Source organism: Armatimonadota bacterium (genome assembly GCA_031432545.1).
Lineage (GTDB): Bacteria > Sysuimicrobiota > Sysuimicrobiia > Sysuimicrobiales > Sysuimicrobiaceae > Caldifonticola > Caldifonticola tengchongensis.
This window is the reverse complement of sequence record JAVKGX010000008.1, coordinates 55,723-79,613: the sequence shown is the minus strand read 5'-3', so window position 1 is coordinate 79,613 and position 23,891 is coordinate 55,723. Positions and strand designations below refer to the sequence as shown.

General features: G+C 68.5%; 23 protein-coding genes. 10 read left to right on the top strand and 13 right to left on the bottom strand.

Going from position 1 to position 23,891, the window contains the following annotated elements; all coding sequences use genetic code 11:
* From QN163_08560 to QN163_08550, 3 genes are all read right to left on the bottom strand, one after another.
* On the bottom strand, positions 1–567 hold a 567-nt coding region (locus tag QN163_08560), incomplete at its 3' end, for a hypothetical protein (GenBank protein MDR5684061.1).
* A gap of 100 nt (positions 568–667) precedes the next feature.
* Positions 668–1,504: a BsuPI-related putative proteinase inhibitor gene (locus tag QN163_08555; protein ID MDR5684060.1), complete on the bottom strand. Its 837-nt coding sequence runs from the start codon at positions 1,502–1,504 to the stop codon at positions 668–670.
* 408 nt (positions 1,505–1,912) lie between these two features.
* The gene (locus QN163_08550; protein ID MDR5684059.1) at positions 1,913–3,364 is read right to left on the bottom strand and encodes a S8 family serine peptidase; all 1,452 of its coding nucleotides are present in this window, start codon (positions 3,362–3,364) and stop codon (positions 1,913–1,915) included.
* A 262-nt stretch (positions 3,365–3,626) separates the two neighbouring features.
* On the opposite strand from QN163_08550, the gene ald reads away from it, so the two are divergent.
* Positions 3,627–4,748, top strand: a complete 1,122-nt coding sequence (gene ald / locus QN163_08545; GenBank protein MDR5684058.1) for an alanine dehydrogenase — start codon at positions 3,627–3,629, stop codon at positions 4,746–4,748.
* 31 nt (positions 4,749–4,779) lie between these two features.
* Here the strand turns inward: ald and rpoZ are convergent, their stop codons facing one another.
* On the bottom strand, positions 4,780–4,974 hold the full coding sequence (gene rpoZ / locus QN163_08540; GenBank protein ID MDR5684057.1) for a DNA-directed RNA polymerase subunit omega: 195 nt from the start codon (positions 4,972–4,974) through the stop codon (positions 4,780–4,782).
* Between the two features lie 252 nt (positions 4,975–5,226).
* Here rpoZ and QN163_08535 point away from each other — a divergent pair, with 252 nt between their 5' ends.
* Entirely contained in the window at positions 5,227–7,053 is a 1,827-nt protein-coding gene (locus tag QN163_08535) for an AMP-binding protein (GenBank protein MDR5684056.1), read from the top strand.
* Positions 7,054–7,093: 40 nt separating this feature from the next.
* Here QN163_08535 and QN163_08530 read toward each other — a convergent pair whose 3' ends face one another.
* Genes QN163_08530 through QN163_08510 form a run of 5 tightly spaced genes read right to left on the bottom strand, consistent with a single transcriptional unit; the run spans position 7,094 to position 11,824 of the window.
* The gene (locus QN163_08530; GenBank protein MDR5684055.1) at positions 7,094–7,870 is read right to left on the bottom strand and encodes an ABC transporter ATP-binding protein; all 777 of its coding nucleotides are present in this window, start codon (positions 7,868–7,870) and stop codon (positions 7,094–7,096) included.
* A 20-nt stretch (positions 7,871–7,890) separates the two neighbouring features.
* Positions 7,891–8,676, bottom strand: coding sequence for an ABC transporter ATP-binding protein (locus QN163_08525; GenBank protein ID MDR5684054.1), 786 nt, complete (start codon positions 8,674–8,676; stop codon positions 7,891–7,893).
* A gap of 43 nt (positions 8,677–8,719) precedes the next feature.
* The gene (locus tag QN163_08520; GenBank protein MDR5684053.1) at positions 8,720–9,910 is read right to left on the bottom strand and encodes an ABC transporter substrate-binding protein; all 1,191 of its coding nucleotides are present in this window, start codon (positions 9,908–9,910) and stop codon (positions 8,720–8,722) included.
* 34 nt (positions 9,911–9,944) lie between these two features.
* Positions 9,945–10,820 carry a branched-chain amino acid ABC transporter permease gene (locus tag QN163_08515; GenBank protein ID MDR5684052.1) on the bottom strand — a complete coding sequence of 292 codons (876 nt, stop codon included), beginning with the start codon at positions 10,818–10,820 and terminating at the stop codon, positions 9,945–9,947.
* The gene (locus QN163_08510) at positions 10,817–11,824 is read right to left on the bottom strand and encodes a branched-chain amino acid ABC transporter permease (GenBank protein ID MDR5684051.1); all 1,008 of its coding nucleotides are present in this window, start codon (positions 11,822–11,824) and stop codon (positions 10,817–10,819) included. Before QN163_08510 ends, QN163_08515 begins: the two co-directional genes overlap by 4 nt.
* Positions 11,825–11,980: 156 nt before the next feature.
* Here QN163_08510 and QN163_08505 point away from each other — a divergent pair, with 156 nt between their 5' ends.
* Entirely contained in the window at positions 11,981–13,888 is a 1,908-nt protein-coding gene (locus QN163_08505; protein ID MDR5684050.1) for a phosphodiester glycosidase family protein, read from the top strand.
* Between the two features lie 123 nt (positions 13,889–14,011).
* On the opposite strand, the gene QN163_08500 is transcribed toward QN163_08505, so the two are convergent.
* Together QN163_08500 and QN163_08495 are read right to left on the bottom strand one after the other, a co-directional pair.
* Positions 14,012–14,581, bottom strand: coding sequence for a transposase (locus tag QN163_08500; GenBank protein MDR5684049.1), 570 nt, complete (start codon positions 14,579–14,581; stop codon positions 14,012–14,014).
* Positions 14,582–14,823: 242 nt separating this feature from the next.
* Complete coding sequence (locus tag QN163_08495) at positions 14,824–15,975, bottom strand: YibE/F family protein (protein MDR5684048.1); 1,152 nt, start codon at positions 15,973–15,975, stop codon at positions 14,824–14,826.
* 102 nt (positions 15,976–16,077) lie between these two features.
* Here QN163_08495 and QN163_08490 point away from each other — a divergent pair, with 102 nt between their 5' ends.
* From QN163_08490 to QN163_08460, 7 genes are all read left to right on the top strand, one after another.
* Positions 16,078–16,494 carry a hypothetical protein gene (locus QN163_08490; GenBank protein ID MDR5684047.1) on the top strand — a complete coding sequence of 139 codons (417 nt, stop codon included), beginning with the start codon at positions 16,078–16,080 and terminating at the stop codon, positions 16,492–16,494.
* Between the two features lie 77 nt (positions 16,495–16,571).
* Positions 16,572–17,030 carry a hypothetical protein gene (locus QN163_08485; protein ID MDR5684046.1) on the top strand — a complete coding sequence of 153 codons (459 nt, stop codon included), beginning with the start codon at positions 16,572–16,574 and terminating at the stop codon, positions 17,028–17,030.
* Entirely contained in the window at positions 17,030–17,515 is a 486-nt protein-coding gene (locus QN163_08480; protein ID MDR5684045.1) for a copper resistance protein CopC, read from the top strand. Before QN163_08485 ends, QN163_08480 begins: the two co-directional genes overlap by 1 nt.
* On the top strand, positions 17,499–18,668 hold the full coding sequence (locus QN163_08475; protein ID MDR5684044.1) for a CopD family protein: 1,170 nt from the start codon (positions 17,499–17,501) through the stop codon (positions 18,666–18,668). Before QN163_08480 ends, QN163_08475 begins: the two co-directional genes overlap by 17 nt.
* Positions 18,665–19,198 carry a cytochrome c gene (locus QN163_08470; GenBank protein ID MDR5684043.1) on the top strand — a complete coding sequence of 178 codons (534 nt, stop codon included), beginning with the start codon at positions 18,665–18,667 and terminating at the stop codon, positions 19,196–19,198. The genes QN163_08475 and QN163_08470 overlap by 4 nt, the downstream gene beginning before the upstream one ends.
* An 89-nt stretch (positions 19,199–19,287) precedes the next feature.
* The gene (locus QN163_08465; GenBank protein MDR5684042.1) at positions 19,288–19,665 is read left to right on the top strand and encodes a copper resistance protein CopC; all 378 of its coding nucleotides are present in this window, start codon (positions 19,288–19,290) and stop codon (positions 19,663–19,665) included.
* Positions 19,665–21,968, top strand: a complete 2,304-nt coding sequence (locus tag QN163_08460; protein ID MDR5684041.1) for a copper resistance protein CopC — start codon at positions 19,665–19,667, stop codon at positions 21,966–21,968. Before QN163_08465 ends, QN163_08460 begins: the two co-directional genes overlap by 1 nt.
* 18 nt (positions 21,969–21,986) lie before the next feature.
* On the opposite strand, the gene QN163_08455 is transcribed toward QN163_08460, so the two are convergent.
* Together QN163_08455 and hpaD are read right to left on the bottom strand one after the other, a co-directional pair.
* Entirely contained in the window at positions 21,987–22,796 is an 810-nt protein-coding gene (locus QN163_08455) for an aldo/keto reductase (protein ID MDR5684040.1), read from the bottom strand.
* An 83-nt stretch (positions 22,797–22,879) separates the two neighbouring features.
* The gene (hpaD, locus tag QN163_08450) at positions 22,880–23,878 is read right to left on the bottom strand and encodes a 3,4-dihydroxyphenylacetate 2,3-dioxygenase (GenBank protein ID MDR5684039.1); all 999 of its coding nucleotides are present in this window, start codon (positions 23,876–23,878) and stop codon (positions 22,880–22,882) included.
* Positions 23,879–23,891 lie beyond the last annotated feature (13 nt).

The following is a 23,891-nucleotide window of genomic DNA, read 5'->3' as shown; positions in this document are numbered from 1 at the left end:
CCGCCCCACACGCACCATCCAGATCAAGGCCACCGGTAGGACGGCGGCGTACTGCGGCTTCGTCAGCAGCCCGAACCCCAGCAGCGCACCCGCCCACGCCATCTGGCCGCGTGTCAACGCCAGCCACCCGGCCAGAATCCAGGCAATGGCGACCGACTCCGCCTGCCCCCAGAACGCGCCCACGAACAGCACGGCGGGGTTCAGCAGGTACCACGCGGCGGTCCTGCGCCCATGCTCGCCGCCGAGTTGCGCGAGGAGAGCGGCCACCGCGAAGTCCGCCGCCGCGGGGATCGCCTTGACCAGGGGCGGACCGGCAGCGGGCAGCAACCGAATCAGATGTCCCAGCGGCCACAGCACCAACAGGTACCCAGGGGTGTAGTCAGCGAAGACGTCCGGCCCGTAGAAGCGCAAGGGGCCGACCTCGCCCAACCTGAGCGCCCAAGCCTGGAAGGCCGCCACGTCGATCGGATGGCCGGGCAGGAACAGCAGCACCACACGGGCGGCGGCCGCCACGACCAAAAGCCGCCGGCCGATTCCGGTCTCCGTCTGTTCGGGGTCCGCGCGCACCGATCGTTCGTTCGCCTCCCCCGGCAAGCGTTCCTGGTACCCGTTCCTGGTACCGGTTCCTGGTACCGGTTCCTGGTACCGGTTCCAGGTACAGCGGGGGTCAGGGCGAGAGGGCTTGGGCCAGCGCGCGCAGCCAGAGAACCGCCAGGGCACGGGGCGTGGTGTTGTTCAGACGGGCGTGGTTGCGGTCGACGGTGACGACCACTTGGCCGTGCGCGACGATCGCCACCTCCCCGCCCACATCCGTGACACCGAGATCTCCGGAGCGCAAACCTTGTGCGATCAAAGCGCGGAGGCGACCGACGACGATCTCCGCCCGTCGGACCGCGCCGAGCCCTCCGGCCGCGGCCCGGATCCGGAGCACGGCCCGACCATTGATCACAACCTCGCCCACCTGCCCACCGTCCACCGCCCTGCTGTCGACAGCCAGTCGGGGAACTGTCCCGCCGGAGGGCCCGCCAATCGTGATCGTCACCCGCGGATTGTCGGCGGCAGGTCTATCCGGTTGGGTGCCCGCCAGTCGCCGCGGAGGGAAGACCCCCTCAATGACGTACCTGCCCGGGCGGACCTGCACGCCGCGGTCGTCCTTCTGGTCCCATCGGTCCCGATAGACGCGCGACTCTCCCGGAGTGATCGTCAGCGTACCCAGGACCTGAATGAACGCCTTGTCGCGCGACCACACCCACACGACCGTCCCGTCCTCGCCCGTCGCCACGAAGTCGTACCGCTGGCCGTCGTTGAACTGGAAGACCAGCGGTCCGGTCCCGCGGTTGGACAGCGTGAGGGTCAACTCCACCGGCTCGCCGACCGCATACGCCTCTTTGTTCGCCGCCAGTTCTACGGTCAGCATCCCGCGCTGCACCGTCGCCGCCGGCCCCGCAAATGCTGAAGCCGCCATCACCAGCGCACCGACCAGGCCACAGACCGCGTACCGCATGCCAGTGCCTCCTGCTGCAGGCTGCCTCTCCCTAAGACGCGGAGTCCAGCCCCGCAGTTCCCACGCTCGACAGGAATGCCCCGGCGGCCTTCGGGAACGAATCGAAGAGATCTACGCCCCCGCCCGTGTCTTCCCCCTCCCGCTGAGAGGGGACCGCGCCGCACGACCCGACAGCCACGCAGGACTCGGAGAGCCTCGAAGAACCAGGGGCCGGGTCGAAGGCCCGGCCCCTGACATTGCACTCTCGAGCTACGGTTGGATCGCTATCCTTGCAGCGGTGCAGGTGGATGCCGCGACGCTACCCATTACGTTCGCCGTGACCGTTCCGCAGTGCCGACTCCCCGACGAACTCGACGCGGTGACGTGCCCCTTTCCTCAGACAGGAAATCCTGGACACGCGCGGCTCCCCTACTGCGTTGCACGAAACGCGTTCACCCGGCCCATGCCGTAGAACTCGTCCCGGCCGACCCGACCCAGATCGTCCGCCGACTGCTGCAGCCTCGACCGGAGCTGCGCTCCGTTCATGCCCCCACCGGCAAGGGAGTCGATCAGCGCGGCCACACCGGCCGCGTGCGGCGCAGCCATGCTCGTCCCGCGGGCACGCACGTATCGCGGCGGCGATGTCCGGCACAGGGCAAGTCCCGGGAGTAGGCTGAAGGAGCTGCAAGGCGAGATCACGGCATCGAGCACGTTCGAGATCGGGGGCGGCGTGCCGCCGCCACCGGGGGCCGCGACGTCGACCAGCGAGAAGCCGTAGTCCGTGTAGAAGGCCATCGCGTCGAAATTCTCCTGGTTGACCGGGCCCGTCGCCGAAACCCCCACGACGTTGGAACTCTGGGCCGGAACGATGATGATGTCGCGGTTGCGGTCGGCATTCGTCGCGCTGTTGCCGGCCGAGCTGATGACCAGCACGCCCTTGCTGTGCGCATAGTTCGTCGCACGGTTCAGTGCCGCGATAAGCGTCGCGCACGCGGGCTGCTCGTTGACGCGATTGCCCTCCTCGTCCTCGAACACACAGCTCCGCGGGAACCGCGCCCCGAGGCTCATGTTGATGACATCGGCGCCGACATCAGCGGCGTGCACGATCCCGCTGATGACCGCCGCGAACGTCCCACGCCCCTCAAGGTTGAGGACCTTCACTCCGATGAGGGTGGCGTTCGGTGCCACACAGGCAGTGCCGACCGCGTTGCAGGCGATGATGCCCGCTACGTGCGTGCCGTGGAAGTGCAGGTCGGCGACTTCGTGTGCGCCAGCCGGTACCGGGTCGGTGGGAACGAAGGACTTGCTCCGGTTGAGGTCGACCCTGCCCGCGAGATCGAGATGCGTGTAGTCGATTCCTGTGTCCAGTACGGCAACCGCGACACCGGGACTGCCCAGATGCCCGGCCGCCCATGCCTCGGGCGCCTGGATGGCCCGCAGGTTCCACTGCTGGGGAAAGAAGAAGGCGCCGGTCGGGTGTGTGACGCTGCTCTGTCCGGGTCTTTCTTCCGCGACCCACGTTTCAATCCGGCTTGGGATCCACTGCACCTCGAGGTCCTGCGCGACGCGTTGTACCGTGCTCTCCCGGCGCAACGCCTCCGCGAAGTCCGAACGATCCGATCGAGCGATCGCCACCCCGATCTGCGGCAGCAGACGCTCCACCGCACCTCCGGCCCGCTGGATCATCTGCTCCGCTCCGGCAGGCAACGTGTTGGGTGTGCGAAACATCACCAGATACTCCCCCGCCCTTGGGGTCGCCTGAGAAGTCTGCGCAGCCCCGCCGGCCGCCTCCTGGGCAGTCGGGTTCAATACGCCAGCGCTCCCACATGCGCTTGCCACCAAAGCGACGACTACGAATCCCAAGATCACTCTAAGACGCATACCCTACCCCCCTCCTCGCTCTGAACGTCACGCATTCATTGCCACCGCGGGGTGGCGGCACGCTTCATTAGAGCATGCGGCATCACCTGCCCTTCGGTGGACAGACGTGTGGCAGACTGCGGGGTTGGAAGCTACAGATCGAGTCCACATAGGGTATTCACGAAGCGCACGGGCAAGTCCTGCAATTCCCCAGGTCCAGGAACCCGGCGGTGGAGGTGGAACAGAATTACCCGGGTCAGGACTAGGCGGTGGGAGGCTGGCCATGCGGATCGGGGTTCCCACGGAGCGGAAGGACCAGGAGTACCGGGTCGGGATCACGCCCGCCGGCGTGATCCAGCTCGTCCAAGCGGGACACGAAGTGGTGATCGAAGCCGGCGCGGGCGAGGGAAGCGGCTTCGCAGACGAGGAGTATCGGCGCCGCGGGGCCCGCATCACCCGCGACGCCGCCGAGGTCTGGGGCTGCGACATGGTGATGAAAGTCAAAGAACCTCTGCCGGAGGAGTTCGACCACTTGCGCCCCGGGCTGGTCCTGTACGCCTACCTGCACCTGGCCGCCGAACCCGTGCTGACCGACGCGCTCGTGAGATCCCGTGCGGTCGCCATCGCCTACGAGACGGTGCAGCTGCCCGACGGCGACCTGCCGCTGCTGACTCCGATGAGCGAGGTGGCGGGCAAGCTGGCGATCCAGGAGGCAGCCTACCACCTCAAGCGTACGCGCGGCGGCAAGGGGACGCTGCTGGGCGGGGTGACCGGGGTCGCGCCGGGCACTGTCGTGATCGTGGGCGGCGGGGTGGTCGGAGAGAACGCTGCGAAGGTCGCCTTGGGAATGGGTGCGCAGGTGACCGTGCTCGAGAGGAACCCGCGCCGGATGGCCTTCCTCGACCACGTCCTGCACGGGCGCATCCAGACGGTCATGAGCAACCCGTACACGCTCGAGCAGGCCGTCGCCTACGCCGACGTGCTCGTCGGCGCGGTCCTGATCCCCGGTGCGCGCGCGCCGCGGTTGGTGACCGAGGAGATGGTCCGGACGATGAAGCCGGGTTCGGTGATCGTGGACGTCTCGATCGACCAGGGGGGCTGCGTGGAGACGATCCGGCCGACCAGCCACAGCGACCCCGTTTTCACCAAGCACGGGGTCATCCACTACGGGGTCACGAACATGCCGGGCGCCGTCCCGCGCACCTCGACGTTCGCGCTGACGAACGTGACGATCGGCTACGCCCTGGCGATCGCGAACAAGGGGTGGGAGCGGGCCTGCCGGGAGGATCCGGCCCTGGCCCGGGGTCTCAACGTGGTCGACGGGAAGATCATCCACGCCGGGGTCGCCGAAGCCCACGGAATGCCCCACACGCCGGTGGAAGAAGTGCTGGCGGCCAGCGGGTAGGGCCGGGGGTTCGAACCGACCGCGGGCTCCCCTACCGGGCGGGCTCCGGTTCGACGCGGCCGGCGGCGATCTCCTCCAGGGCAATCGTGACGGGGTTCTGCGAGTCGACGTCCACCAGCGGCAGCTGTCCGCTGCGCAGTTCGCGCGCGCGCCGCGCCGCGACCATGACCAGCAGATACTTATTCGGGATGCGAGCCAGCAGTGTCTCGATGGGCGGACGGATCAATGGGATCACCTCGTTTGACGTCGGGCACCCCTATGATAGCATCGGGCTAACAACCGAGGTTCTGCTTATGGCGTTCGAACCCGTCGACGTCAGATTGGCCCGGCTCAAGGGCACCGAGCTCCCAACGGGGTTGCCAGGGCGGGATGGCCGAGTGGGTGGGCCCTGCGGGCCGGCCGCGCGGGCGCCATCCTCGTCGGCGTGTCCGTGGCGACTTTGCTTACGATCCCCATCCGAGTGCTGTTCCCGTAGCCCGTGGCCGTGATCCAGGCGCCCTCCGCTGCTTTGACCGGCACGACGCCGGAGCGGTTCCGGCGCGCCGTGAGGGAACGCGGCGGACGGGTCGCAATGCGCCACAAACGGTTGGGGATCTGGCACCGGATCACCTGGGCCGACTATGGGCGGGCCGCCGAGGAGATCGCCTCCGGGCTGATCTCTCTGGGGTTCGAGCGCGGGCAGGCGGCCGCAATCATCGGCGAGAACCGGCCCGAGTGGCTGTTCTGCGACATGGGCATCCAGCTGGCCGGTGGACTGTCCGTCGCGGTGTACGCGACGAACGCTGCCGATCAGTGCGTCTACGTCCTGGACCACAGCGAATCCAGGTTCTTCTTCGTCGAGAACGAAGAGCAGCTCGACAAGGCCCTCGCAATCCGGGCGGACCTACCTAGCCTGCGGCGCATCGTGGTCATGGACACAGAACACCTGCGCGGCTTTTCCGACCCGCAGGTCATGTCGCTCGAAGAGCTGCGCGCACTCGGCCGCGCAGCCACCGATCCCCGGACGCTGGATGCGGTCGTCGCCGGGATCTCGGAGGACGACGTCGCGATCGTCCTGTACACGTCGGGTACGACCGGACCGCCGAAGGGCGCGATGCTCACGCACCGCAACCTACTGTGGACCGCGGAGGCGCTGGGACGGGCGAACTCGCTGTATCCGCACGACGAGGCGCTCTCGTTCCTCCCGCTGTCGCACATCGCCGAGCGCATGCTGTCGGTCTACCTGCCGCTGGTGTGGGGATACACGGTCAACTTCGCTGAGAGCCTCGACACGTTGTTCCAGAACCTGCAGGAGGTCCGACCGTCGATCGTCTTTGCCGTCCCTCGGCTGTGGGAGAAGATGCACTCGCAGGTCGAGCTGCACATGGCCGATGTGGACCGCTTCAAGCGCGCCGCCTACCGCGCCGCCGTCCGTGTGGGGCAGGAGTACGCCCTGCGACGGCTCGAAGGACGTCCCCTACCGGTGTGGCTGCGCGCTGCGCGCGCCGTGGCAGCGGCAACGATCCTGAACCCGCTCCGGCACCGGCTGGGATTGGACCGCGCCCGCTTTGCCGTGTCCGGCGCGGCCCCCATCGCACCCGAGGTGCTCGCCTACTACCATGCGATCGGCGTGCCGATCCGCGAAGTCTACGGTCAGACCGAGGGCAGCGGCCCGACCACGATCCACCAGGGTGACCGGATCAAGCTGGGGACCGTGGGGCAACCCATCCCGGGCGTCGAGGTCCGCATCGCACCGGACGGCGAGATCCTGGTGCGGGGCCCGAACGTCTTCCGTGGCTACTTCAAGGATCCGGAGGCCACCGCGCAGGCGCTACGGGACGGGTGGCTCCATTCCGGGGACATCGGCGAGATGGACGCCGAGGGGTTCTTACGCATCACCGACCGCAAGAAGGACCTGATCGTCAATGCGTACGGCAAGAACATCGCACCCGCCTACATCGAGAACAAGCTGAAGTTCAGTCCCTACATCGGCGACGCCGTCGTGATCGGCGACCGCAGACCCTACCTCGTTGCCCTGATCGTGATCGATGAGGACAATGTGAGCCAGTGGGCGCAGGATCGGCGGATTCCCTTCTCCACGTTTGCGGACCTCAGCGGCAACGAGCAGGTGCGCCAACTGATCGCCCAAGAAGTGGAACGCGTGAACAAGACGCTGAGCAGCCCCGAGCAGGTCAAGCGCTTTGCGATCCTCTCCAAGCGCCTCTACCAGGAAGACGGCGAGGTCACACCCACGCTGAAGGTCAAGCGAAGAGCGATCATGGAGAAGTACGGCGACGTGATCGCCGCCCTGTACCGGAGCGGATAACGGAGGCTTCGTCCTCGACCGTTGGTCGCCGGTCCCGGGTTCACGCCCACCGCCGCCTGGGTCGCCACCGCTGGTAGCCCTTGACCGATACCTCGTGCCGGATCCCCAAGTAGAGCTCCTGCACGTTGGGGTCGTCACGAAGCCGTCCCGCGGATCCTTCGAGGACCAGCCGGCCGGCTTCCAGGACGTAACCGTAGTGCGCGATCTCCAGGGCCATCCGGGCGTTCTGCTCGACGAGCAGGATCGTAACGCCGTCGGCTGTGTTGATCGACCGGAGGATGTCGAACACCTCACCGACGACTTTCGGTGCCAGACCGAGCGACGGTTCGTCGAGCAGGAGCAGCCGCGGGCGCATCAACAGCGCGCGGGCGATCGCGAGCATCTGCTGCTCGCCGCCGGACAGCGTACCCGCCAGCTGGCCGCGGCGCTCGCGCAGCACCGGAAAGCGATCCTCCACAGAGTCGATCGCTTCCGCGACGCTGTGCCGCGGCTGTCGGTAGGCGCCCAGGCGCAGGTTTTCGACGACGGTCAGCTCGGGAAAGATGCCGCGTCCTTCGGGGATGTAGGCGATGCCCAGCCGCGCGACGTCCTCGGGCTCCCAGCCGTTCACCCGGCGGCCGAGGACCTCGACCGTCCCCTTACGCGGCTGGTCGGGGATGTATCCCATCACCGTCTTGAGCAGCGTCGTCTTGCCCGCGCCGTTCGATCCCAGCAACGCGACGACGCGGCCGGCCGGCACTTCCAGGGACACCCCGTGCAGCACGACGAGCCGGCCGTAGGCGGTCTCGACGTTGCTGAGTCGCAACAGGACGTCCATGGTCGACTTCGGGGGACCCGTTACGGCCCCACGACCCGCTCCGCAGCCGTCCCCAAGTATGCCTGGATCACCGACGGGTCGCGCTGTACGGCCTCGGGAGAACCTTCGGCGATCTTGATGCCGTGGTCGAGGACCACGACCCGGTCGGACAGACCCATCACCAGCCGCAGGTCGTGCTCGACGAGCACGATCGTCACGTCCCAGTCCTTGCGGAGGTCGCGCAGCCGAAACGCCAGATCTTCCTTCTCCTCGCTGGTCATGCCGGCGGAGGGTTCATCGAGCAGCAACAGACGTGGCTCGGCTGCGAGGGCACGTGCCATCTCCACGCGGCGCTGCAGCCCCATCGGCAGCCCGCCCACCAACCGCGTGCGCACGTGGGCCAGGTCCAAGAAGTCCAGGATCTCCTCCACGCGCCGCCGGTTCCTCGCCTCCTCACGCCGCCAGCGAGGCGTGGCCAGCGCCGCGTCGAGGAGGGACGACCGCACGTGCAGGTGACGTCCGAGCAGCACGTTGTCCAGCACGGTGCTGTACCGGAACAGCTCGATGTTCTGAAACGTGCGGGCGATCCCCCGGCGGGCGACCGCGTCGGGCCTTTGCGGCAGGTCGGTCCCCTCGAAGCGGATTCGCCCCGACTGCGGCCGATACAGCCCGCAGATGCAATTGAACAGCGTGGTCTTGCCGGCGCCGTTAGGGCCGATCACCGAGAGCAGCTCGCCGCGCTGCACGTCCAGGTCCAGGTCGTGCAGCGCGACGATGCCGCCGAACGCGACCGACAGACCCTCGACCTCCAGCAGCGGCCCTTCCATCACCGACGACCACGCGGACGGACCGCTCCGCGCCGGGGACGGCTCAGAACTTCCTCTGATAGCTCACCCAGTCGCTGAGCCGGACGTACCGGCCCCTCTCGGCCTTGGCCATGAACAGGCGGTTGATGCCCTGCCGGCTCTCCGGCGTGAACGTCACGCCCCGGATGACCTCGCCGTCCCAATTGCGGATCGTCTCCATCGAGGCCACCAGCCGGTCCTTGGTCAGGTTGGGCCCGGTTCGGCGGATCCCCTCGAGGAACGCCTCGATGAACGAGACGCCGGCGATCGCGTTGAACGGGTTGCGGGCAAGCTCCGGGTTGATGCGCGTGATCGTGGCCAGCACCGCGTCCACCCTGGGATCGGTGCCGGGCAGCGGGATGTACGACGCCAGGTAGACGTCGTTCCATGCGTCGCCGGCCAGCTGGAACATGATCGGGTCGAGAAGTGTGAAGGTGGACACCAGCGTCGGCCGGTACCCGATCCTCGCGATCTCCCGCACGATGAGGGCTCCGTGCCTGGGCGTCGCGTACAGGAAGAGGGTGTCGGCGCCCGAATCCCTGAGTCTCAGTGCCTGTGCGGACACCTCCGCGTCGGTCACCTCATACGAGACGTGCGAGACGAGCCGCACACCCCGCACCTGGGCGATTCCGCGCCGGACGCCCAGCAGCCCCTGTTGCCCGTACAGATCGTTCTGGTAGAAGACCGCGACGTTGCGCGCACGCAGATTTTGCGCGGCATACCGGGTGAGGAAGATCCCCTCGTCCGTGTAGCTGGGGTAGGTGACGAACAGGTAACGATTGCGCTCGCGCATCCCGGCCCAGATGTCGGCGCCGCAGGCCGGCGTGATCCACAGCGTGCGGGTCTCCACCATGAAGTCCCGGACCGCAAAGCAGTTGGCGGTGCCGATCTGCGAGACGATGGCGAACACGCCGACGCGCTCGACGAGTTCCCGCACATTGGCGATGGCGCGCGGCGGAAGATACGCGTCGTCTCGCACGACGAACCGGAATCTCCGTCCGTGAATGCCGCCCTGGTCGTTGACGTGTCTCAGCCAGGCGTCGATCCCGCCGCTGACCCCGGTCCCCCAGAATGCCGCCGGACCCGTCATCGGCATGCTGGTTCCGAGCACGATCTCGGTCGGGGTGACCCCGCGCTCCGTCGCCTGACCCGCAGCGGACGCGGCGAGCGCAAGCGCCAGCACAACCGCCCCAACCAGCTTCACCACTCCGCCCATCCGCACACCCCCGTGTGTGATCGACCCGGCGCCCCTACACCCTGCGGTGGTACTCGCGCCCGAGCAAGCCCTCGGGGCGGATCAGCAACACCAGCAGGATGATCGCGAACGCCATCGTCGTCTTGAACTGAAACGAGACGTATCCCGCGAACAGACTTTCCGCGATCCCCAGGAAGAATCCTCCCAACACGGCCCCCGGCGCGCTGTCCATGCCGCCGACCACCGCGGCCGCAAACCCCTTGAGGAATGGATCCAGCATCATGAACGGATCGAGGTACACCACCGGTGCCACCAGGATCCCCGCCGCTCCTCCCAGGACCGATGCCGTCGCCCAGGTGAAGGCGTGGATCCGCCGCGCGGGAATCCCCAAAGCCTGGGCGGCATCGGCGTTCTGAGCGACTGCCCGCATCGCCAGCCCGATCCGGGTGTGCTGAATGAGTCCGTACAGCGCTGCCATCAGCAGAAGACTGATCACGATCGTGCCCAGGTGCATCTCGCTGACGATGAGCGTACCCACGCGGTAGACACGGGTGTCCGACAGCGGGAAGGGAAAGATCTGGGTGTCCGTACCCCAGATCACCTGCACAAGACCGCTCAGCACGAGGGCCAGCCCCAACGTGAAGACCACCTTGCCCAGCAGGGTGGCTTCCTTGGCCGGTCGCAGGACGAAATAGTAAAAGGCCGCTCCCAGCACGGCGACCGCGCCCAGGCCACCCAGGACGGCGGCGGAAAACGTCGCGCCGCGCACCAACAGCAGAAAGGCCACGAACGCCGCCAGCGTGGCCACGTCCCCGTGTGCGAAGTTGAGGACCCGCGAGCTGCGGTACAGGAGCACGATCCCCAGGGCCACGAGCGCGTACAGGCTCCCGGTGGCCAGTCCTCCCACGACGTACTGGGCTGCCTGCATCATAGCGGCCACGTCTTGAAGTACCACTTGATGCGCAGCCAGCGGCCGTACAGTCCCCGCGGCTCGATCGCCATCATCAACAGGATCGCACCGCCGTACAGGATCGGCAGCCACTGCTTGGCGCCGGACAGGTAGTGGGGGAGGACGGTGAGGACAGCGGCGCCGACGATCGCCCCGGGCACCGTGCCCAACCCTCCGACGACGATCATCGCCAGATACGTCACCGACTCGAGGAACGTAAACGACTGCGGCTCCAAATGGCGCAGTGCCTGGGCCACGACCGCACCGGCGGTACCCGCATAGGCCGCGCTGACCGCGAACGCCAGCGTCTTGTACCGCGTCAGGTTCACCCCGGCGACCGTGGCGGCGATGTCGCTGTCCCGGATCGCCACGAGCGCACGCCCCACGTGGGAGCGTACGAGGTTGAACGCGACCCAGCACAGCAACACTGCGGCTGCGACCGCCACATAGTACAGTTCCTGCGTGGACGTCAGCCCCCCGATGCCCAGCGACAGGGGCTCGACGGCCAGCCCCATCCGCCCTCCGGACAGCGCCGTCCAGTTCGTGAGCACCTGATAGACCGCGATGCCGAACCCCAAAGTCGCAATCGCCAGGTACGGTCCGGTCAGGCGCAGCGCCGGAAGACCGACGAGGAACCCGAAGCCGGCGCTGATGGCCGCCGCACCCATCCAGGCGACGTACCAGGGAAGGTCGGCCCGCGCGGCCAGCAGCCCAGACGCGTACGCGCCGATCGCGACGAACCCCCCGTGACCCAACGAAATCAGCCCGGTGAATCCGACGAGCAGGTTGAGGCCGACCGCCACGATGACGTTGGCCGCCATGAGAATTCCGATGAACAAGAGGTAGCCCAGACCCCACCGGGGGAGGAATAGGGGCAGGGCGACCAACCCGGCAAGGAGGAGCACGACCGCTGACCAGCCTGCGGTGCCCTTGACGAGGAACAGGTCCTCTTCGTATCGCTCGACGAGGTTGTGCGCGCGCCCCATGTCTGCGACCGGACGTCCGACGCAGCTTCGCAGAATTTGTTCGCCCCACACACCGACTCCTACCTGCGTGGACCCCGATATGCGCCAACCTTCCGGCCCCACCGGGAGGATGCCGCGTCGCCCGGCCGGAAAGTAGACCGAACGGGAGCAACCACGTTGATCCGACGTCGCGCGACCGTCGCAGCCATCTGTCTGTTCGTCGCGGCATCCGCCGCAGCCGCGCAGGGCACCCCGACCGACCTCCGCGGTCACTGGGCCGAGGGTCGGATCGGCACGCTGCTCGGCCGCGGAATCGTCGAACTCTACGCGGACGGACGGTTCCGTCCCGAGGAGCCGATCAGCCGGGCGCGGTTCGCCCGCTGGCTGGTCGCCGCCAGGGGCCTACCCCTCGAACGGCCACAGCTTCCCACCTTCAGGGACGTGACCCGCGCAGACTGGTTCTTCCCGTACGCGGAAACCGCGGCGGCACACGGTATCCTCGACGGGGACAACAACCGGGGCACGGCCTCCTTCTTCCGGCCCACCGAGCTCCTGACACGCGAGGAAGCGATCCACTGGACGGTGCGGGCGATGGGATACGGATGGGAGGCCGAGCGCCTGGCAGCCGTCTACCTGCCCGTGGTAGACGCCGCGGACGTCACCGCGTCCCGCAGGGGCTCTGTGGCCGTCGCGCTGCTCGCCCGACCCCCGTTGCTGCGCGAGCCCACCACCGACCGGGTGCGCGCGCGCGCTCCGATGACGCGCGCCGAAGGCGCGTCCTTGGTCTGGGCGTATCTGCAGGCCGTCAAAACCGGGATCCGGCTGCAGACCGAAGAACACATCGAGCCCGGCCTCCGGCTGGTCACCGAGAAGCGCGGTGTGCTGCGGACGCCCCCTGTGTGGCGAGTGCAGATCGGTGCGTTCGCCAGCGAGGAGAACGCCCGCCGCCTGGCTGACCAGATGCGCTCCCGGGGCCTTCCGACGTTCGTGGACTTCCTCGACGGACTGCACAAGGTGCGCGTGGGCAGTTTCGCCACCCGGCAGGCAGCGGAGACGTTGCGGGCCCGGTTGGCCGAGGAGGGACTCCCGACCTGGTTGATCTCGACGCTGCGCGACTTCGAAGCGCTGCCCGGTCCCCACCGGGTGGCAGTCCTGCAGGTCCAGCCGGACGCAGCGGCCCTGGTGCCCGCGCTGGCGGGCGAACGGGTGATCGGGAGAGAGCGAACCTCGGCCATCGCCACGCGGCGGGGTGCGGTCGCAGCCGTCAACGGCGGCTTCTTCGCCCCCGACGGTGACCCGATCGGGGGACTGGCGATCGACGGGGAGTGGATCAGCGAACCCATTCCCCACAGGTCCTGCGTAGGCATCGGCGAATACGGAGGGTTGCTCTTCGACGTCTTGGGTTGGCGCGGGGAAGTGTCCACGCCCTACGGCTTGCTGGCGCTGTCGGGGATCAACCGCGCGCGGCGGGCGGACGAGACGATCCTGTACACGCCGCGCTACGACGCCACTACGCGGACGAACTTCGCGGGCATCGAGGTGGTCGTTGGTGGTGGCGTCGTGCAGCAGGTGCGGGTGGGCGCGGGCAACTCGACGATTCCCGCCGACGGATTCGTGCTTTCCGGACACGGCGCCGCCCGCGCGGCCCTGTCAGTGCTCCAACCCGGCGATCCCGTCGGCGTCACGATCTCCGTGTTACCTGCCTCCGCCGACCCGCGCTGGCAACAGGTTCGCCACGCGGTGTGCGGAGGGCCGCGGCTGCTCAGCGCAGGTCAGGTGATCGCAACCGGCGAGGGATTCACGGCCTGGTTCCTCAATCGCCGGCATCCGCGCACCGCGATAGGTCGGACGCCCGACGGCACCATCATCCTGCTGGTCGCCGACGGACGCTCACCGTACCACGCGCTGGGGATGACTGCGGCGGAGCTGGCGCTCGAACTCCGGCGATGGGGCGCCGCCGATGCCGTCAACCTCGATGGCGGCGGGTCGTCGACGATGGTCGTACGCGGCCGGCTGGTCAACCTACCGTCCGACGAGACCGGCGAACGCCCGGTGGGCGACGCGCTGCTGGTTCTGCGCCGTTGACCCCTGCGCGGGCCCTGCGCGTGCCAGGCACCGCGGGGTGGGACTCTGGCGCCCCGGCCGCAGCAGACTTTCGGACCTCTTCCGGTGCCTGGCACCGCCGGAGGCACGCGGGATGGGGCCGTCTCAGCGCCGGTTCCGGCCGTCCGTGCCGGACGAGTCCCCTGCCCCGATCGCGCTGACCCACGTCAGGTCCTCGGGCCTCACGGATCCCAGGATCGCGGCGGCCTCACTCGGGTCAACGAGCCGCCATCGCCGAGTCTCGTACTCGGGGTAGCTGCTCCACTGGTACAGTCCGGGATGCGCCACCAGGCCAGCCCGGACCGGGTTGTCGTGCACGTAGCGTACGAGCGCCCACAGGTAGCGCTCCGCAAGACACAGTCTTGCAAAGTAGCGTGCCTCGAAGACGTGCCCTTTTAGACCGCGCCGCCGGTTCCAGTTGCGGGCGAACGTCCCCTGGACAGCGTGCATCACATTCCCCAACGGCATCCTCCCGGTCCGCACCAGGAGGTGCAGATGGTTGGGCATGAGCGCGTATGCGAGGATCCGAACCTCCCACCGGGCAGCGGCGCGAGCCAGTAGGTGGAGGTAGGTACCGTAGTCCTGCGCATCCCAGAAGATCTTCTGCCCCCGGTTCCCACGGGCGGTGACGTTGTAGACGCCCCCGGGAACTTCGACTCTCGGCGGCCGTGGCATGGCTACTCCCTCCGGGCCGTCTTTGTCTAGTCCCGACACAATGAACGCGCGGGCTGCCTCGATTCGCTCATTGCGTACCTGGCACGCTGCACCGTGCCTGGCACGGGGACCTCGTTGCGTACCTGGCACGCTGCACCGTGCCTGGCACGGGGGCTCGCACGGCCCGCGGGAATTTGCTGGGACTGTGCCTGGCATGGGACTGTGCCTGGCACCGGGCAGGGCACAGGGCAGGGACCGGTGCGTCAGTGGGCGTGACCCCCGACGTGCTCCCCCTTGAGGGTCCAAGCCGCCAGGGCGGTCGTGATGGGGACGGCCAGGATCAGCGCGATGCTGCCGACCGCGGCGCGCACCACTTCCTCGCCGATATACTCGCTGTTGAGCGTCACCCAAAGGGGCTGGCCGCGGTCCACCGTGAACAGGATGAACAGGGGAAGTGAAGCCCCCGCATACGCCAAGACGAGGGTGTTCACCAGCGCGGTGATGTGCTCCTGGCCCACTGCCAGGCCACGTCGGTACAGCTCCCGGAACGACAGCGTGGGGTTGGCGTGCTTGAGCTCGGCGACCACGGCCGCCTGGGCCGTCGTGATGTCGTCGAGGACCCCCAACGCCCCCAGGATGATCCCGCCCAACAGCAGCCCCCTCAGGTTGACCGTCTGCAGGAGACCCAGCTGCAGGTAGAACGCCTCCTCCTTGCCGGCCCCGAACAACTTGGCCAACGAGACGAACCCCATCGCCAGCCCCGCGGCAACCGCCAGCGTCAGCACCGTACTGACGATCGCGACCGTGGTCCGCAGGTAGAAGCCGTGCGCGAGGTAGATCGAGACCACCGCGATCACCAGCGCCGCTAGCATCGTCACCACCAGTGGGTTTGCGCCCGCCATGATCTGCGGGACCACGAACTGCACGAGCACCAGCAGGCTGAGGCTCAGACCCAACAAGGCCGTCATCCCACGCCACCGCGCGAACGCCAAGGCCAGACCGAAGAACAGCGCCAACACGACGCCCATCCACGGGAGCCTGTACCGGTCGACGACGAACGCCTCCCCGGCGGGAGCGGTCCTGACCAGGACGACCCGCTCCCCCTCGCGTAGGCGCTGGGCCTGGGGAACGTTGAACGCCTCCCCGAATTCGGCCTCCGTCTCCTGGCCTCGGTCCGGACCTCCGGTGATCTGCACACGGACCACTTGGTAGGACTGGCGGAAACCGCCCAGGTCGCGCTCGCCCTCTTCGACGATCTCGACGACACGCGCCGGATCGAACGCATCCACGCTCTGTGCACCGGCCGGTCCGGGCGACGCGCCCAGCGGCACCGTCGCGATCGCTGCGACGATGATCACGACCAAAACGACTGCGATCCACGCACACGATGCTACGCATCTGGACCACTTCGTCACGGCGTCACCTCACCTTCTGAATGTGCGGGTGGCAAATCCAACCGCCGCGCCGAGCAAACCACGTTGGGTGTGATAGACTGGGCGCGAGGTCTGGACCGCACGATGCGGAAGAACCCGACCCGAGGGATCGTCGTCGCGGTGTGGCTATGTGCCGTGCTGGCCGGCCCTCTGCTGGATCCGACCGCAGAGCGAGATCCGTATCACACCCACATTGTCATCGGCGGCGACGCGGCATCCCGGCAGCAGGCCCTCATCGAGCACCACCACCGTTCAGCGACCTCGCCGACTCGGGTGACACACCCCGAATCGCACCTGCAGGACGGAGTGCGCGTACTGTCGATTGGCATCCTCGGTGTCCTGGGACCACTCGTCGTAGGCATGGCCTCGCTCGTCGCAGCCATCCCCTCGAGTCCGCAGCTGTCGCCGCCCAGCCCCGGAGGACACGTCCTGTCGTTTGCGTTTCTCCTCCCGGCAGGCCCCACCCTCCCCGTTCCCGAACCGCCTCCGCGTCCCGCCTGATCTCGAACCAGTCCGAGCAGCGCCCAGTGGCACGGAGCCGGTGGCGCCCACAGTGACGCGAGATCAGGAGGCAAGCCATGAGACGACGTCTGTGGTTGTTCATCACCGCAACCCTGCTGACCGGCGCGGCGATGATCGCAACCCTGATTTCTTGGACCCCGCAGCAAGCTTCGGCACACCAGACGAAGGAGGTGGGCGGGGGTCGTTACAGGGTGATCGTCGGCATGGTTCGTGAACCCTCCTTCACCAACGAGCGGAACGGCCTGGACCTGATCGTCCGCACCGCCGACAACCAGCCGGGGGAGGGCCTGGAGAGGAGCGTCAACGCCGAGATCATCGCCCCGGACGGCGCGACGAGGCGCCGCTTCCAGATCCGACCGCAGCGCGGCCGGCCCGGCTACTACACGGACGACGTCCTGCTGGCCCGGCCCGGTGTGTACCGGATCCCCGTGTGGGGGAACATCGGCGACGTCTCCTTCGACGAGACGTTCGAGACGCACGAAGTGCGGCCGCTCAGCACGTTGCGGTTCCCGTGATGCGAGGGCCAACACTCTTCGCTGCCGGGATTGCTGTCGCGGTCGTCGCGGCTGTCCTCGGCATCGATGCCGCTGCAGCCCACTCGTACCTGAGGATGTCAGTGCCGGCTGACGGGGCCGTGGTGACCACCCCGCCGCGCGAGGTACGCTTGGTGTTTAGCGAACCCGTCGAGGTGCGCTTCAGCATCTTCAGGGTGTATCCGCTGAACGCGCCCGCTGGCGCGAACCGCCAGCAACTGAACAGGATCGCAGCGTTGCTGGTCAACGAGGTGCTGCGCCGGCGCGGCGACGAGACGGCGCGCGCCGACGACGGCCTGGCAACGACCGATCGCGTAAGCGCACAGATCGTGATCCGGCTCAAGGAGAACCTGACGCCTGGGCACTTCGTCGTCATGTGGCGCGTGCTGTCGATCGACACGCACACGACGCAGGGGTTCTTCGTGTTCACGTACCGGCCGGCAGGCAGGAGTGGAGGCGGGGGTTAGGACTGCACTCTATCTGGGCGCGGTCCTGCTCGCCGGCGGGGGTTTCTTCGCGCGCTGGATCGCGCCGCCCGTCGACGATGCGACCGCACGCCGTCTGGTCAACGGTCTGCACGTCGGGGGCGGGCTGATCGTCTTCGCGAGCCTGGCCGACGTTGTCCTCGCCGTCTACGGGTTGCAGGCACGGTTAGACCTGGATCTTTTCGCCGGCTACCTGGGCGGGAGCCGGCACGGGATTGCAACGCTGCTGCGGATCGGGCTCGTGCTGCTCCTGCTCGGGTCCGGACTTGTGGGCAGCTCGGGGAACGCCGTCAGCGGTGCCGCTTTCGCAGTCGCCGCGCTGGGCCTGTTCGGTACGATCAGCTGGACGTCGCACGCGGGTGCGGCCGGCTGGGGACCGTTGCTCGCCGATGTGGTGCACCTGGCCTGCGCGGTCGGTTGGGGAGGGGCACTGGTGTACTTTGCTGCCCTACCCCCGCGCGGACATCCCGACCGGCTGGCCCGAGCAGCCCGACGCCTCTCGGCCGTCGGAGCAGCCGGTGTCGTCCTGCTCGTGGGAACGGGTCTGTACGCTGCGTTCGTGCACCTGTGGGGAGTGGAGGCTCTCACGGGGACGACGTACGGGAGGGCGCTGCTGTACAAACTGGGGCTGGTGGTCGCTGTCTGGTCCGTGGCCGCTGCGAACCGGTGGCGGCTGCTCCCGACGGTGCTCCGGGGCGGGTCGCCGACGTCCTTCGTGCTGGGCGTACGTGCGGAGGCTGCGCTGTTGGTCGCGGTGTTCGCGCTCACCGGCACGCTCACCAGTCAGGCACCGCCCGAGCGGGCCGAGGTGCGGGAGTCGATCTCGTTCGAGCAACAGGCTGGAGATTGGGTCGTGCGGGGTCGGCTGGACCCCGCACGCGGAGGCTTCGAGATCCGCTTCACGGCCCGGACCCGCGCGGGGGACGTACCCGACCCGTCGCGGGTTCGTGTACTCGCCGAGATGATCGGGCACCGCATGCCGCCGGTCCACGTCCCGGTGCAGCAGGTCACGGCCGGGACGTTTCGCGGCCGTGCGGTGCTTCCGATGGGAGGCCCGTGGCAGATGGAGATCGCCCTGCCGGATGGGACGGCGCGGGTTCACCTTCTGGCACTGCGCGTGGAGGGTGTGCGATGAACACGTCGTTCCTGGTGAACGGCCTGGGAGCGATGTCCGACGCGGCGGTTGTCGTCGGCATCCTCGTCGCCCTGGCCGGCGCCGGGCTCGCGGTGCACGCGGCGGCGACTCGGGCGCACCGAACCGTGCGAGGGCGGTCGGCGATCGCAGCGGGAATCGTGACCTTCGGACTGGGTGTGCTCGTGGTCCGCGGCTCGCTCGCGCCGCCGGTCGACCCGTTCGCCCTGCGCAACCCGTTTCCGGCCACGTTCGAGTCGGTGGCGATCGGAGAGCGCGTCTACCGACAGAACTGCGAGGTCTGTCACGGCCCGGAGGGTGCCGGCGACGGCCCCCTGGCGGCGACGCTGCGTCCGCGGCCGGTGGACTTCCGGGTGCACATGGCGATGGGACACCCCGACGGGCAACTGTTCTTGTGGATCAGCAACGGCATTCCCGGCACGGCGATGCCGGCCTGGCGCGGCCGGCTCACCGAGGAGGAGCGCTGGCACGTCATCAACTTCATCCGCAGCCTGGCGCCTGTGGACCGTTGAAGGGTGTGGGGGAACTTGTAACGGGATGGTGGTAGTGTGAGTAGGAGTCGCGACACCGGCACCGCCGGGATCTGCCGAGGACTAGAGGGATGCGGACCTACCGTATCGCCGCCTGCCTGATCCTCCTGTTGACGGGGGCCGCATGCGCCACCGCGCTGGCCCATGCAAGGCTGCTGAAGTCCGAGCCCCGCCACGGTGCGACCCTGCGCTCGCCTCCTCGCGTCGTGCGCGCGTGGTTCAACGAGGAACTCGATCCGGCCACGAGCGCGATCTCCGTGTGGGACGGCCGCGGTCGGCGCGTGGACGACGGTAAAGGCGGCGTCGAGCTGGACAACCTGGACCGCAACACGATGGCCGCACGCCTGCGTCCGGTCGGTGCCGGCCGGTACACAGTCCGGTGGAAGGCTGTCTCCGCCGACGACGGTTACGTGGCCCGGGGAGAGTTCCGGTTCACCGTGAGGCCCTGATGAGCCTTCCCTCCCGCGCCACGCCTGCGCTGCTGGCCATCGTCATCACCCTATGGGTCGGAACGCCCGTCTTGGCCCACGGCATCCTGCAGAGCGCGAACCCGCCCAATGGCGCCTCCCTCGCCGAGCCTCCGTCGCGGGTGGTGCTGACCTTCAGCGAGCCGGTCCACCTCACCCTCAGTTCGGCCGAAGTCCTGGACCCTTCGGGAGCCATCCGCTCGACGGGCCACTCGGTCTCCGAGGATGGCCGAACCATCACCGTGTCACTGCCGCCCCTCCCTCAAGGCTCCTACACGGTGCGCTGGCGGGTGCTCTCGCAGGTGGACGGACACACCACGAGCGGGCTGCTGGTCTTCGGCGTCGGGGAGGCCCCCGCCGGTGCGGTGGTGACGGGCCCGGCCCCCCCGCCGCCCGCGCAGGTGGCCTTTCGATGGATCGGATACCTCGCCGTCACCTTGTTGGCCGGGGTCGTCTTCTTCCGGCGATTCGCCCTCCAGCCTGGTGCCGTTCCGACGGACGTCGAGGACCGGCTCGTCCGGCTCGCCAGGTTCGCCGCGACCGCGGTCATCATCGGCACGGTAGCCGAGTTCGGCGTCAACGCCTCGGTCTTGGTCGGGGCTCCGATCTGGACTGTCTTACGCGAGCGCTTACTGTGGACGCTGCTGGCCACCACGCAGGCCGGGTTGAGCGTTCTGGTGCGCCTGAGCATGGCAGCGCTGTTGCTCGCACCGGCGACGCGCCCGGGACGCGTCGCGCAGCTGGCTGCTGTATTCGCCGTTGCGTTTCTGTCGCTGGTGGCCGGGCTGTCCGGGGGTCCGTCCGGACTGGTCTCCGCGGCCCACCTGCCGCACCTGCTGCTGGCCATCGGCGTCGCGATCGTGGGAGCACAGGTGGCGCTTGAACGCGCCCGAGAGGACACGGCGGACTGGACGCCGGTGCTGGCGGCGGGTGTCCTGCTGTTCAGCCTGACGGTCAACGCGCACGCTTGGGGTGCAGGACCGGTCGCGGTGGCCGCCGACTGGATCCACCTCGTCGCGGCTTCGGTGTGGATCGGGGGGCTACCGTGCCTGTGGGTGGTTCTGCGGACGGAAGCGGAAGACGCCGCCGTGCATCCTGCCCTCGCGCGGAGGTTCTCTCGGCTGGCGGGCTGGAGCCTGGCAGTACTCCTCGTGACGGGCGCGTACGCAGCGTGGTTGCACGTTCCGGACCTGGCGGCTCTGCGCAACAGCCTCTACGGCCGCTCGCTGGCGGTGAAGGTGGTGCTCGTGGTGGGTCTGACCGCGCTGGGAGCGCTCAACCGCTTCTGGCTCCTGCCGCGGCTGGGTGGAGGGGTCACTGGGCCGGCCGCGCGGAAGCGGTTTGTCGCCTTGGTCGGCGCCGAGGGCGCCCTCGGTGCCGCGGTGCTGCTCGCCGTAGCCGTGCTGACGATCACACCCCCTGCCCGCACCGTCCAACGCCCGGCCGAACGTCCTCCGCTGGCCCTGGCGGGCGCAGCCGGCGACGTGCACGTGCGGCTGGAAGTCGCACCCGGCACACCCGGATGGAACCGGTTCGTGGTGACCGTGCGTGACCCGTCCGGTCAGCCCGTGGACGTAGACCGCGTGCTGCTGCGGCTGCGCAAGCTCGACGAGGACGTCGCGCCGGCGACGTTGGTGCTGGCGCGTACCGATCCCGGAGTCTACGCTGTCGACGGCGGCGCTGTGGGCCTACCTGGCTACTGGGAGATCGAGGTGCTGCTGCGGCGTACCGGACGCGCCGATGCGGGGACCAGCTTCCCGCACCTGGCCGGACAGATACGCTGGGCGTCAGACCTCGACGCGTTCCGTCTGCTGCGGCGCGCCCAGCTGACGATCGAAGGCCTCAGGACATGGCGGGAGACCGAACAGCTCACCGACGGCGCGTCCGGCTTCGTCGTCACGCGCTACGCGTTTCAGCGACCGGATCGCGCGCGCCTGGAATCCGCCGACGGCACCACCGTCGTCCTGATCGGCGCCACGCGCTACCTCCGACGGCCTGGCGGCGCGTGGACGCGCGACGTGCTGCCCGAGCCCTTCTCCGCACGCGGGCCGGCCGTCTACATGCAAGGCGTGGAGCACGCCACCCTCGGGCGCGAGGACCGGTGCGAGCAGGAGATGTGTCGCGTCGTCCTGTGGCAGACTCCCGACGGCACGGCGGCCATGGCCGCTTGGATCGGGAACCGGACCTTCCGTGTGCACAAGCTGCTCATGGCCGCGCCCTCGCACTACATGACCTCTCGCCTGTTCGACTTCAACGCTCCGCTGACCGTGGAGGCCCCGGAGTGACCGCCCGGCGTGCTTTGCCTACCTACTCGCCAGTGCGCTGATCCGTTCACGGGTCTCCTCGTCGAACCAGGGAGGGTCGCCGGCGACGGCGCTCTCGGTCATCCGTCCCGGCCGGGACGTGGCCGGAATAACCACATGGACCCGCGCGTCGCTGGCGATCCACTTGAGCAGCACCTGCGCCCACGTCTGGACGCCGAACGGTTCGAACCGTCGGAGCTCCGAGACCGGCGGGCTGCGGCGGGCCAACCCTCCCCCTCCCAGCGGCCGCATCACGATGACGCCGATCCCCAGCTGTTGCGCCCGCGGCAGCACCTCACGCTCGACGGCCCTGTCCGCCGCGTTGTACGGGACCTGTACGCAATGTACCCGCCCGCTCTCCATCCAGCGGATGATCTCGGCCAAGGCGGCGTGGGTGTAGTGCGTCACACCGATCGCGCGCACCTGCCCGCGCACGTGCAGATCCTCCAGATAGGATAGGTGGCGTTCGGTCGACACGAGGTTGTGGACCTGGTAGACGTCGACCCGCCCGCCGAACCACCGCAGCGCGCGCTCGATCTGCCGCCGCCCTTCCGCTTCGGTTTCGGCCCAGACCTTCGTCGCGACGGTCACCGTGTCGCGCATGGGTCGGACGGCGTCCGCGAGCACACGCTCCGCCTCACCGTACATCGGGGAGCTGTCGAAGAAGTTCGCGCCGGCTCGGACCGCCTCGTGTGCGATTTCGTGGCAAATGGCTTCTGCCTCGGCGTCGCGGACGTCAAACGTCTTCCACGTCCCCATCCCGATCACGGGGACGCTCAGTCCTGTGCGGCCCAAGAGTCGGCGTTCCATGGAATCCAGATCGGCCGGAAGGTGTCCGGCCCCCGGCCGCTCATCCCGCTCTCACGAGAAGGGCCGTCGCATCCATAGTTGTGTTACGTCACGAAGTCAGGGCGATCCCGCAGCAACGGAGGCCGCGTCGGCACAAGCGAGCCGTCCGCCGTCGACTCGACCGGGGAGGCCTCCTCGAACCACGAGGTGGGCGGCGTGTGACCCCAAAACGTGGCCCGGCGCGGGTCGTTGATCGACCAGCGAATCGGTGGCCAGTCGGGGTCGGCGATCAGGTAGTCCCCGGTGTACAGCTCGATCCGGTTCCCGTCGGGATCTCGCAGGTACAAGAACAACGCGTTCGACAGCCCATGCCGCCCCGGGCCACGCTCGATCCGGTCCGTCATGCCGGCAGCGGCGAGCACGTCGCAGGCCCGGATCACGCTCCACGGGTCCTGCACCCAGAAGCCGGCGTGGTGGACGCGGGGGCCGGTTCCGTTCATCAGAGCGATGTCGTGCACGTTCTGCTTGCGGTGCAACCAGATCGCCCACAGCTGCGGTGGATCGTCTGCGCTCTCCGTGTATTCGGAGCACGCGAAACCCAGCTCCTTCTGGTACCAGCGCGCGGCGGCTGAGACGTCGGGCACCTGGCAGTTGAAGTGATCCAACCTCATGACAAACGCACCGCGGTAGAGGTCGAACCGTTGCAGCAGGCGGTCGGCGCGGGCCATCTCGCTGTAGAACTCGACCGGAAGCCCCGATGGATCTTGCACGCGCAGCGCCCTGCCCTGCCCCGCCTCCTCTCCTTCGACCCATCGCGCAGGAAGGTCATTGCGCCGGTGCAGAAGTTCGATGCGTTCCAGGTCCTCACCGGAGGCGACACGAAACGCGATGTGTCCGACACCGGCGGAACCCGCGCGCCTCAGGGTGAGGCTGTGGTGTTCGAGCTCCTCGTAGCCGCGCAGATAGATGCGGTCGTGGTCGCGATCCTGCTCCACGAAGCCCAGCAAGTCCACGTAGAAGGATCGCGCACGCCCCAGGTCCGTCACGCGGAACTCGATGTGCCCGGCCCGACGGATGTCGAACGGGGGCCTTCCCGGCGTCAGGTCCACCGCGCCA

Coding starts and splice junctions, on each gene's coding strand:
- QN163_08520 (MDR5684053.1), bottom strand. CDS start 9,910: ATGGGCGGAGTGGTGAAGCTGGTTGGGGCGGTTGTGCTGGCGCTTGCG.
- QN163_08510 (MDR5684051.1), bottom strand. CDS start 11,824: ATGGGGCGCGCGCACAACCTCGTCGAGCGATACGAAGAGGACCTGTTC.
- QN163_08525 (MDR5684054.1), bottom strand. CDS start 8,676: ATGGAAGGGCCGCTGCTGGAGGTCGAGGGTCTGTCGGTCGCGTTCGGC.
- QN163_08500 (MDR5684049.1), bottom strand. CDS start 14,581: ATGCCACGGCCGCCGAGAGTCGAAGTTCCCGGGGGCGTCTACAACGTC.
- QN163_08530 (MDR5684055.1), bottom strand. CDS start 7,870: ATGGACGTCCTGTTGCGACTCAGCAACGTCGAGACCGCCTACGGCCGG.
- QN163_08455 (MDR5684040.1), bottom strand. CDS start 22,796: ATGGAACGCCGACTCTTGGGCCGCACAGGACTGAGCGTCCCCGTGATC.
- QN163_08515 (MDR5684052.1), bottom strand. CDS start 10,820: ATGATGCAGGCAGCCCAGTACGTCGTGGGAGGACTGGCCACCGGGAGC.
- QN163_08550 (MDR5684059.1), bottom strand. CDS start 3,364: ATGCGTCTTAGAGTGATCTTGGGATTCGTAGTCGTCGCTTTGGTGGCA.
- QN163_08555 (MDR5684060.1), bottom strand. CDS start 1,504: ATGCGGTACGCGGTCTGTGGCCTGGTCGGTGCGCTGGTGATGGCGGCT.
- QN163_08480 (MDR5684045.1), top strand. CDS start 17,030: ATGCGAGGGCCAACACTCTTCGCTGCCGGGATTGCTGTCGCGGTCGTC.
- QN163_08460 (MDR5684041.1), top strand. CDS start 19,665: ATGAGCCTTCCCTCCCGCGCCACGCCTGCGCTGCTGGCCATCGTCATC.
- ald (MDR5684058.1), top strand. CDS start 3,627: ATGCGGATCGGGGTTCCCACGGAGCGGAAGGACCAGGAGTACCGGGTC.
- QN163_08485 (MDR5684046.1), top strand. CDS start 16,572: ATGAGACGACGTCTGTGGTTGTTCATCACCGCAACCCTGCTGACCGGC.
- QN163_08465 (MDR5684042.1), top strand. CDS start 19,288: ATGCGGACCTACCGTATCGCCGCCTGCCTGATCCTCCTGTTGACGGGG.
- QN163_08470 (MDR5684043.1), top strand. CDS start 18,665: ATGAACACGTCGTTCCTGGTGAACGGCCTGGGAGCGATGTCCGACGCG.
- QN163_08490 (MDR5684047.1), top strand. CDS start 16,078: ATGCGGAAGAACCCGACCCGAGGGATCGTCGTCGCGGTGTGGCTATGT.